This window comes from Micromonospora sp. NPDC047753 (assembly GCF_040642735.1).
Taxonomy (GTDB): Bacteria; Actinomycetota; Actinomycetes; order Mycobacteriales; family Micromonosporaceae; genus Micromonospora.
Genome location: NZ_JBEYSL010000240.1, coordinates 1 through 9,761 on the forward strand (window position 1 = coordinate 1; position 9,761 = coordinate 9,761).

8 protein-coding genes and 1 tRNA gene are annotated in these 9,761 nt (G+C 69.9%); 2 read left to right on the plus strand and 7 right to left on the minus strand.

The features are described from left to right. Window positions 1-238: 238 nt before the first annotated feature. From ABZ749_RS20185 to ABZ749_RS20205, 5 genes are all read right to left on the minus strand, one after another. A tRNA-Met gene (locus ABZ749_RS20185) sits at window positions 239-312 on the minus strand. Window positions 313-399: 87 nt separating this feature from the next. After that, window positions 400-1,323: a hypothetical protein gene (locus ABZ749_RS20190; RefSeq protein ID WP_357229884.1), complete on the minus strand. Its 924-nt coding sequence runs from the start codon at window positions 1,321-1,323 to the stop codon at window positions 400-402. Next, window positions 1,313-1,822, minus strand: a complete 510-nt coding sequence (locus tag ABZ749_RS20195) for a SigE family RNA polymerase sigma factor (protein ID WP_357229886.1) — start codon at window positions 1,820-1,822, stop codon at window positions 1,313-1,315. Before ABZ749_RS20195 ends, ABZ749_RS20190 begins: the two co-directional genes overlap by 11 nt. A 191-nt stretch (window positions 1,823-2,013) precedes the next feature. Continuing rightward, complete coding sequence (locus tag ABZ749_RS20200; RefSeq protein ID WP_357229888.1) at window positions 2,014-4,992, minus strand: UPF0182 family protein; 2,979 nt, start codon at window positions 4,990-4,992, stop codon at window positions 2,014-2,016. Window positions 4,993-5,088: 96 nt separating this feature from the next. Further along, window positions 5,089-6,102 carry a PDZ domain-containing protein gene (locus ABZ749_RS20205; RefSeq protein WP_357229890.1) on the minus strand — a complete coding sequence of 338 codons (1,014 nt, stop codon included), beginning with the start codon at window positions 6,100-6,102 and terminating at the stop codon, window positions 5,089-5,091. Window positions 6,103-6,217: 115 nt separating this feature from the next. Here ABZ749_RS20205 and ABZ749_RS20210 point away from each other — a divergent pair, with 115 nt between their 5' ends. Beyond that, window positions 6,218-7,534: a zinc-dependent metalloprotease gene (locus tag ABZ749_RS20210; protein ID WP_355008179.1), complete on the plus strand. Its 1,317-nt coding sequence runs from the start codon at window positions 6,218-6,220 to the stop codon at window positions 7,532-7,534. Between the two features lie 131 nt (window positions 7,535-7,665). On the opposite strand, the gene ABZ749_RS20215 is transcribed toward ABZ749_RS20210, so the two are convergent. Both ABZ749_RS20215 and ABZ749_RS20220 read right to left on the minus strand, forming a co-directional pair. Then, window positions 7,666-8,274 (minus strand): hypothetical protein, encoded by a 609-nt coding sequence (locus ABZ749_RS20215; RefSeq protein WP_357207137.1) that lies wholly within the window; start codon window positions 8,272-8,274, stop codon window positions 7,666-7,668. A gap of 171 nt (window positions 8,275-8,445) precedes the next feature. Then, window positions 8,446-8,979 (minus strand): M48 family metallopeptidase, encoded by a 534-nt coding sequence (locus tag ABZ749_RS20220; protein WP_357207139.1) that lies wholly within the window; start codon window positions 8,977-8,979, stop codon window positions 8,446-8,448. A gap of 513 nt (window positions 8,980-9,492) precedes the next feature. Here ABZ749_RS20220 and ABZ749_RS20225 point away from each other — a divergent pair. Continuing rightward, the gene (locus ABZ749_RS20225; protein WP_167457767.1) at window positions 9,493-9,663 is read left to right on the plus strand and encodes a DUF5679 domain-containing protein; all 171 of its coding nucleotides are present in this window, start codon (window positions 9,493-9,495) and stop codon (window positions 9,661-9,663) included. Window positions 9,664-9,761 lie beyond the last annotated feature (98 nt).

Consider the following 9,761-nt stretch of genomic DNA (forward strand, 5'->3'; position numbering starts at 1 on the left):
ACCGTGTGGCCCGCGTCATACCGAACGCGCCCTGAGGACATGACGGGCGCACCCACGAGAGGGCACCCCTACATCCACATGAGCGACCTGACTCCACCCCGCGTCGACTGGTTAAGACTAACTCACCCGTTCCGGGCGATGATCAGTGGGGTCGCCATCCGCTGTGGCCGGCACCCCGGAATGTCGAAAGCCCGTCTCCGGTGAACCGGAGACGGGCTTCGAACTGGTGTTTCTCTCGTAGCGGGGACAGGATTTGAACCTGCGACCTCTGGGTTATGAGCCCAGCGAGCTACCGAGCTGCTCCACCCCGCGTCGGTTCGATAACCGTAGCGCACCAACCCGGGACACCGCAAAGCGACTCCGATACCGCCGGCACGGACAGCTCTGACCTGGGCGTTGTCAGTCGAGCCAGTTCTCGATCGCCGCGACCGCCCGTCGACTGTCAGCATCGACCTGGGACCGAACGGCGACCGTGTGCTCCCAACCCTGCTCCCAGAGCACCGTCACCACGTCGCCGACCCGGACCGCCCGGACCAGCCGAACCTCCTCCGTACCCGGCTCACCCATCCCGTCCGGCATCGGAGCCCGCATCTCGAACAGCACCGACCCGTCCCCGTACGCCCCCGATGCCAGCAGCCGCTGACGCCACGTCCTGTTGTCGTCGGGCAGCTTCTGGTCGGGGCAGCCGCGCACCGCCTGCCGCAGTTCCCGCAACGCGTCGTCGGCGCGACCTGCCCGGTAGATGGTGATGGTGTGCCGGTAACTACCGTCCGGCACGTGCCCCGTCGGCGTCTCCGGCATCTTGTAGGCCAGGTAGCGACCACGGCGTTGGACCATGGCCGAGTCGCTGGGCAGGCGCGCACCGCACAGCGTCGGCAGTGCCGGACCCTCCCCCGAGGATTCCAGTCCGGTCCGATTCGGGGCCGCCAGCAGGAAGAAGGCGCGGTCCGGGATCGAGGTGGGCGGCCGAGGTGCCGCCGGTCCGGTGGTGACCGGCTGCGACGGCGTACCACTCGGGGTGGTCCGCGACGGTAGCGGTGCCGAGGGAGTCGGCGAGGGTGACGGCAGGGAGGTCGCCGTCGCCCCGGTCGGCGACGGGCCAGGGATGTCGGCGGGCGGCGGTGCGGAACCGTCCGCCGGGTACGCCAGTCGGCCACCGACGACAACCACGCCCACGAGCAGCGCCACCGCGAGCGTCGAACCGGCTACCCGTGCTCGGGCTCGCCGGTCGGCGAACCGCCGAAGGGACTCGGGGCGGGTCAGCTCGTGCCCGTCCGCGACGGTGCCGAGCGACCGGTACAGGTCAGAGAGTTCAACTGACATCGTTCGCCTCCAACTCCACGACTCTGAGGTCGGGCAGCAGCGCGGCCAGCCGGGACCGGCCCCGGGACAGCCAGGACTTCACGGTGCCGACCGGCACGTCGGTCTCCCGGGCGATCTCCTCGACGGACATGTCGAAGAGGTAGTGCAGGGCCAGTGCCTGCCGGTGCGTGGCGGGCAACTGCCGGAGCGCTCGGACCAGGAGCACCCCGTCCTCGCTGGGTGGAGGTGCGACCGCCGGCGGTCCGGTACGGCTCAGCACCACCCGCCAACGGTGCAGGCGCCGCCAGCGGTCGGTCGCCAGCCGGGCCACCACGAGCCGCAGCCACGCCTCCGGCGCCGGATGCGACGACAGTCGCCCCCACTGCCGCCAGGCCCGGGTGTACGCCTCCTGCACCAGGTCCTGCGCCTCACCGTGGTCGCCAGCGACCGCGTAGCCGTACCGCAGCGTCCGGCGGGCGGTGCTGCGGTAGAAGTCATCGAAGCTCTGCGCGTCCCGCACGACTGTTCCCCCTCGTCCCCACCCCGTTGCAGTGAGGACGGCGGACCGGCACCGCAGGTTGCGGTCCCGGGCGGTGCTGTCGGTGACGTGACAGATACGCACAGATCAGGCCAACGGCCGAGCCCCCGCCCCTCGGACCTGATGCGGTCCGAGGGACGGGGGCTCGGGGAGGAACTGCGTGCGGTGGCGGGTCAGCCTCCAGCACTCGGGCTGGCACCCGGCGCACCAGCGGCCTGCTGCGCCTGCTGGAACGCGGTGAGCGCCTCGTCGAGGGCCTTCAGCGCACGCCCGTACCGCTCGAAGTCGCCCGACGTCTGCGCGGCCCGGACCTCGGTGATCGCGGTCTGCACCCGGTCCGCGGCGGCAGCCAGATCACCGGTCGGCGGTGGGGTGCCGGCGCTCGGAGTCGGCGACGGCGCCGCCGTCCCCGAAGGCGTCGGAGTCGGGGTCGTCGGGTTGCCCCCGGTCGTCGGCGGCGGCGACGTGCCCTGCCCGGCCTTCTTACCCTGCTCGACCAACTGCTTGATGCCGTCGTTGATGTTGTCGGCGAGCGCCACGAAGGAGCCGCCGTCACCGTACGAGAGCAGCACCTTCTGCAACAGCGGGTACGCGTCCTGCTGGTTGCTCTTCACGTAGACCGGCTCGACGTAGAGCATCCCGTCGGCGAAGGGCAACGAGAGCAGGTTGCCGTACTGCACCTGCGCCTGGTTGCTGGAGAGCAGGTTGAGCTGCTGACGGATGTTCGCGTTGTTGGTCATCTGCTGGTGCACCTGCACCGGGCCGGAGATTCGGGTCTGATCCGGCAACTCCAGCACCTCCAGCCGGGGCTGCCCGTCGACGTACGACCCGGAGATCAGCGCGGCGAGGTTCTGCCGGCCGTTCGGGGTGACCGCCGAGGTGAGCTGGAACCGGGGGCTCTCCTGCCCGGGGAACTGGGTGAACAGGTAGTACGGGGGCTGCTTCTGACCGCTGTCCGGGGCGTCCGGCACGTTGGGCACCTGCCAGAAGTCCTGTGCGGAGTAGAAGTCACCCGGGTTCGTCACGTGGAACTTGGTGAGCAGGTTGCGCTGCACCTTGAACATGTCCGCCGGGTAGCGCAGGTGCTCGCTCAGCTCGACCGGGATCTCCGCCTTCGGCAGCACCAGGTCGCCGCCGAAGGCCTTGTTCCACGCCTTGAGCACCGGGTCGGTGTCGTCGTACTCGTAGAGCTTCACGGTGCCGTCGTACGCGTCGACGGTGGCCTTGACCGAGTTGCGCATGTAGTTGACGTCTTCGCGGGCCAGCTGGAAGGTGCCCCGGTTGGTCAACTCGTCGGTGGTCTCGGTCTGCAGGTTGACCCGCTCCGCGTACGGGTAGGAGGCCGCCGTGGTGTAGCCGTCCACGATCCACTGCACCCGACCGTCGACCACTGCCGGGTACGGGTCGCCGTCCAGGGTGAGGAACGGCGCGACCTTCTCCACCCGGTCGCGCGGGTTGCGCACGTACAGCAGCTTGGAGTCCTTGTTCACCGCCTCGGAGAGCAGGAAGTTCGACTCCTGCTCCTTGATGGCGTACAGCAGTCGCCGGGTGAAGGAGCCGATCTCCACACCGCCCTCACCGGTGTAGGTGTAGGACTCGCCGCCGCCCTCACCGACCGGCCTGTCGAACTCGGCCTTCTTGTTCGGGTCGGACTGCCCGACGATGGCGTAGTCGTCGGCCGCCATCCGCTCGCCGTAGTAGATGCGCGGCTGCTTGGCCGGAATCTGCTCGGTCTGCGAGGAGCACGCTTCCTGGGTCTTCTCGCCGAGGAACCCGGAGACGAAGAACGGCTGCCCACCGCAGACCACCTGGTTGGCCGGGGCGGCCACCAGCCCGTACCCGTGGGTGTACACGGTGTGCCGGTTGATCCAGGTGTTCTGCTGGTCGGTCAGCTCGCCGTAGTTGATCTCCCGGACGCCGACCACGTAGTCGGAGACCTTCCCGTTCACCCCGTACCTGTCGATGTCCAGCTTCGGGCCGAAGTCGTAGAAGCCACGCACCTGCTGGAGCTGGGTGTACGTCTCGCTGACCAACTGCGGGTCGAGCAGCCGCACGTTCGACACCACCGAGGTGTCGGTGGCCAGGTTCCCCGGTGGGGTGAGGTTGTTCGCCGCGTACGGGGTCGTCTCGGTGGCCCCCAACCCGAACGCCGCGCGCGTCGCGTCGATGCTGCGCTGGATGTACGGCGCTTCCTTGTCCTTGGCGCTCGGCTTGACCTCGAAGGTCTGCACCGCCCAGGGGTAGATGCCGCCGATGGCCACCGCGGACACGCCGAGCAGCGCCAGCGAGATCCCCGGCCAGACCAGGTTCCGCATCCAGGCGTTGGAGAACACGAGGATCGCGATGGCCACCACGATCGAGATGTAGGCGAGGATCTCCTTCGCCGGCAGCAACGCGTTGACGTCGGCGTAGCCGGCGCCGTACAACTTGGCGCCCTCGTTGTACTCCAGCAGCATGGCCCGCCGGTCCAACACGTACGCGATCGCCTTCAACAGCACGAAGACCGCGACCAGCGTGCTCAGGTGCGCGCGGGCCGCGTTGCTCATCCGGTCGCCGACGCCCTGCAGGCGGACCCCGCCGAAGAGGTAGTGCACCGCCAGCGCGCCGATCACGGCCAGCACCACAGCGGTGAAGGCGACCCCGAGCAGGTAGCGCCAGAACGGAAGTTGGAAGACGTAGAAGCCGATGTCGACCCCGAACTCCGGGTCCTTGATGCCGAAGTCACCGCCGTTGCGGAACAGCAGCCACTGGTTCCACCGGTTCTGCGCGGAGAGACCGGCGAAGAGCCCGACCACCGCGGCGGTCAGCGAGATCCAGGTGCCGAGACGCGGGCTGAGCAGCATCCGGTAGCGCTCGAGGGTCGCCTGCTCGACCGAGTGCGGACGCAGTCGCGGGCGCAACCGGTAGGCCAGCCACAGGTTGCCACCGACGATCACCGCCATGCCGAGGCCGATGGCGAGGAAGAGCACCAGCCGGGTGAGCAGGACGCCGGTGAAGACCTCGGTGTAGCGGACCTCGTCGAACCAGAGCCAGTCGGTCCACGCCTGGACACCCCAGCCGAGCAGGGTGAAGAGCACGAACACCCCGACCAGGACAGCGATGGTGACGCGCCCGCGCCGGCTCATCCTCGGGAGGGGGCTGCTGCTACGCATGACCACTGTTGGCTCCGCACGCTCGATATGATCGGCTCCGACCAGGCACCCAGAGTACGGGGTGTTCCTGAGCGTGTCGGGGCACGGTCACACCGGTCAGCAACGCGTCGGCTGACCACCCGCGCGCAACGTGTCCAGAGCGGTCATCGCCTCGTCCAACGAGCCCACCCGCAACAGCGGCAGATCGGGCTGCGGATTGCGGACCGCCTCCGCGCAGTTGTCCGCCGGCACCAGGAAGACCTTCGCCCCGGCGCGCTTGGCACCGACCAGCTTCTGGGCGATCCCACCGATCGGCCCGACGGCGCCCTCGTCGTCGATGGTGCCGGTGCCGGCGATGATCTTACCGCCGGTGAGATCGGCCGGGGTCAACTTGTCCACGATCCCCAGGGCGAACATCAGACCGGCGCTCGGCCCACCGATGTCCCCCAGGTCGATGCCGAGCGTGAACGGGTGCGGCTGCTGCTGATCGATCTCGACACCGATCCGCGGTCGGCCGTCCTGCTCCTGGCTGGTCACCGTCGCGGTGGCCGGCGTGCCGTCACGGGTGTAGCCGATTGTCAACGCCGTGCCCGCCGGCTTGGCCCGGACCAGCTCGGTGACCTTCGCCGCCACCGGCACCGGCTCGCCGTCGACCGAGGTGATCAGATCGCCGACCTTCAGCGCACCGGCCGCCGGGCCGTCTCCGGCCACCGTCTTGATCACCACCTGCACCGGGAAGCCCAGCTCCCGCAGCGCTGCGGTCTCCGCGCTGGTCTGCGACGCCTTGAAGTCCTCGGCGTTGCGCTGCTCGACCTGCTCCGTCGACTCCCCCGGCGGGTAGACCAGCTCACGCGGCACCACCGCCTCGTCGTCGGAGAACCAGCCCGCGATGGCCCCCCGCAACCGCACGGAGGGTTGCACCCCCACCGTGGTGAGCCGCAACTGGCCGGCCGAGGTCGAGGTCTCCCGACCGGTGACCTGGATGACCTCCTTGCCGTCGGTCGTACCGAGGGTGTTGACGGTCGGCCCTGGGCCCAGCACCACGTACGGAATCGGCACCCGGAGCACCCCGATGCTCAGCAGGGCGGTGAACAGGGCACCGAGCAGGACCGTCAGGCCACGACGTCTCATGCCGCAGAGCGTACCGACCGGTTGCGGCCCGCCCGCCGGATGCGCCACGCGACTTCGCCCTCAGCGCAACGCCAGCGGCGGCTACCTGGGGCGCGGTCCGCGTACCGTAGATGTCGTGCCTGATATTCCGTTCGGTTTCGCGCTCCCGGGTGGGCAACCACCAGACCCCAACGATCCCGCGCAGATGCAGCAGTTCATGTCGCAGTTGCAGCACCTGCTCTCCGCGCCGGGCAGCGGGCCGGTCAACTGGGACCTGGCCCGGCAGGTAGCAGCCAGTCAGCTCGCGGCCGCCGGTGACCCGGCGGTGTCGATGTACGAGCGCAACGCGGTCGAGGAGGCGCTACGCCTCGCCGACCTGTGGTTGGAGCCCGCCTCGGCGTGGCCCAGCGGCATCCAGAACCCCGTTGCGTGGAACCGCAACGAGTGGATCTTCAAGACGCTGGACGTGTGGCGCAAGCTGTGCGACCCCGTCGCCAGCCGAATGGTCGGCGCGATGGGCGACCTGGTGCCACCGGAGGCGCGCGCCCAGCTCGGCCCGATGCAGTCGATGGTGGCCTCCCTCGGTGGCGCGCTCTTCGGCGGTCAGCTGGGCCAGGCTCTCGGCTCGCTCGCCGCGGAGGTGCTCTCCGCCGGCGACATCGGGCTGCCGCTCGGCCCGGCCGGCACGGCCGCGCTGATCCCGGCCAACATCCGGGCGTACGGCGAGGGCCTGGAGCTGCCCGAGGACGAGGTCCGCCTCTACGTGGCGCTGCGCGAGGCCGCCCACCAGCGGCTGTTCCAGCACGTCCCGTGGCTGCGTGGGCATGTGCTCAGCGCTGTCGAGATGTACGCCTCGGGCATCCGGGTCAACCGGGAGGCGATCGAGGAGGCGATGGGCCGGGTCGACCCGACCGACCCCGAGTCGATGCAGGCGATCGCCCTGGAGGGCATCTTCACCCCGGAGGACACGCCGGCGCAGAAGGCCTCACTGGCCCGCCTGGAGACCGCACTCGCCCTGGTCGAGGGCTGGGTGTGCCACGTCGTCGACAGCGCCGCCAGCGACCGGCTGCCGAACGTCGTCCGGCTGGGCGAGGCGTTCCGCCGTCGCCGGGCCGCCGGCGGTCCCGCCGAGCAGACCTTCGCCGCGCTGGTCGGTCTGGAACTGCGGCCCCGCCGACTGCGGGAGGCCGCGGCGCTCTGGGCCGCGCTCACCGAGCACCGTGGCATCGAGGGCCGCGACGCCGTCTGGGGCCACCCGGACCTGCTCCCGTCGGACGACGACTTCGCCGATCCGGTCGCCTTCGCGATGAACGACATGGATCTCAGCGAGCTGGACAGCTTCGACTTCACCGCCCCCGGCGGGGTGGAGGAGAAGGCCCCCGGCCAGTCGGATCAGTCGGGGCGGCCCGGTCCGTCCGACGAGACCGACGGCGAAGGCGACGCCAGGTCCTGACCCCGCTCATTTGACGGCCTGCGCCGTGGGTGCCCCGCAGATCCACAGCGGGCACCCGCGGCGTGTTCGGCGGTGCCGACGGTTCGAGTGGGTCGGCCCGGAGAGGTGCAGGTGGGTCGGCCCGGACAGGTTCAGGTGGGTCGGCCCGCCCCGGAGAGCAGGGCGCGGGTGGCTTCCCAACCCTCGAAGGCCGGGTCGAGCGTGGCCAGGTCAGCCGGGCCGCGCAGTCGTCGCCAGCCGGTGGTGACCGCCACGTCACCCGGGCGCGGGGCGTTGGCGCGCGCCTCAGCCGGCGTCGCCGTGTCCAACTCCAGCGTCGGCAGCCAGTCGGGCGCGGGCAGTCGTACCGCGACCCCGAGCAGACCCGGGCCACCGCCCTCGACCGGAGCCACCGCGACCGGCCTGCTGGTGAGTGGGCGAAGCAGCTTGCCGACGGTCAGGGCGGGCAGGTCGGGCACGTCACTGACCAGCACGGCCGCCTGGTCGTACCCCTCCAGCGCGGCGAAGACGGCGTTCGGCGTCGGCTCGGCCACCTCGTACACCGCCGTTCCGGGCCACACCAACGCATCGGCCAGGGCCCGGTCGGCCGGGGTCACCGCGACCGCGACCTCCACCTCGTTGAGCGTGGCGAACAGGTCGATGACGTCTTCTGCCAGCGCCGCTCGCCACTGCGCCAGGTCGACGCCGGGCGGCGACCAGTGCACCGGCCCGAGCAACGCCACCACCACCCGTCGCGCCATCCCCCGACCCTAGCGCCCCACCCCACACAGCCGCCCAACCCGCCCGACCCAGCCAGCTGACCGGGACCCACGGCATGATCGACTCGGCTTCACTGGAATCGCGGTGTCCCGGAGCTCCCGACAGCGCGGTATTCAGGAACGCGAGTGGATCTTCGGGGCGACAGTGTGCGGTCAGGTGGGGAGCGGCGCGCAGGAGGAGGCTGCGGCGACCCCTTCGAGGTAGCCGCGGGCACGTTCCGACTTCGGGTAGCGACCGACAAGCGCCCAGAACCGGGCGTTGTGGCTGGGCACGATGAGGTGCGCCAACTCGTGCAGCAACACGTAGTCGATCACCCAGTCGGGCATCTCCTGGACGCGGTGGGAGATGCGGATGCTGCGGTCCGCCGGCGTGCAGGAGCCCCACCGGCCGTTCTGGTTGGTGACCCATCTGACGCTGGCCGGCACCGCCTTCGAGGCGTACCCGGCGAGGTAGAGGTCGATGAGCCGGTTGGCGCGGGCCAGCAACTCGTCGTCGGACCGGGCAAGGCGGCCCTCCCGGGCGGCGAGCCGGGCGAGCATCCGGTCGACCCACTCGCTCTCCTCGGCACGGGAGAACTGGTCGGGGATGAGGACGACCACTCGCTCACCGTCACGGTACGCGGACACCGTGCGTCGTCGACGCTGACTGCGTCGCACCTCGACGACCGGCTTGCGCGTCCCCGCCATCACTGGGCCGCGCAGCCTCGACTACGTGTCACGAAGGAAAGCTAATGCCCACTGACCAGGGGACCGCAAGGGTCAACCGCACGACACGCGCCCAGAAAATGGTGATTGGTCGCCAGGCGTCCCGAAAATTTCTTGACCGCAGCGCCAGCACGCCATCTCGTCACCCTTGGTGAACGTCGACGGCGTCGGTCCGCGGCACATCTCCTACCGTAGGTGATCACCGCCTCGGATGCGCTGTGGAGGTACTCGCACGGGTGGCTGTCAGGGTTTGGTCGGCGTGTCCCCGCCAAACTGACTTATCCGACCTATTTCGCCATGCACACTCTCGACGTCGACTTCCTCACAGTGTCGATGCACAGCTGACATGGAACTGCCCAGACCTGGGTAGGGTCCGCGGACCAGCGGTCACGAAGGTGGCCGCGGAGTGAGACCCAGCGCCGGCGCCCCGTGTGGCCCGCCGCCGGGCACCCCGCCGGGACGGTTTTGACCGGCGGACGAGACGAGGAGGGCACCGTGGCCGACCAGGCCCAGACGACCTACAACGGTTACTGCGTGAAGTGCAAGGAGAAGCGGGACTTCGAGGGGCACGTCGAGGTCTCGAAGACCGGAATGAACATGGCCAAGGGCAAGTGTCCGGTATGCGGTACAACAGTGAACCGCATCCTGGGCAAGGCCAAGGTCTGACCCGAACGGGTGAACGGGGGTGGGGTGGCCGGGTCCTTGACGTGGCTGAACATCCAACCTCCTCGGTACCGGAAACAGGTAGCGAGGCCGTTCCCACC

Coding starts and splice junctions, on each gene's coding strand:
- ABZ749_RS20190 (WP_357229884.1), bottom strand. CDS start 1,323: ATGTCAGTTGAACTCTCTGACCTGTACCGGTCGCTCGGCACCGTCGCG.
- ABZ749_RS20200 (WP_357229888.1), bottom strand. CDS start 4,992: ATGCGTAGCAGCAGCCCCCTCCCGAGGATGAGCCGGCGCGGGCGCGTC.
- ABZ749_RS20205 (WP_357229890.1), bottom strand. CDS start 6,102: ATGAGACGTCGTGGCCTGACGGTCCTGCTCGGTGCCCTGTTCACCGCC.
- ABZ749_RS20215 (WP_357207137.1), bottom strand. CDS start 8,274: ATGGCGCGACGGGTGGTGGTGGCGTTGCTCGGGCCGGTGCACTGGTCG.
- ABZ749_RS20220 (WP_357207139.1), bottom strand. CDS start 8,979: ATGGCGGGGACGCGCAAGCCGGTCGTCGAGGTGCGACGCAGTCAGCGT.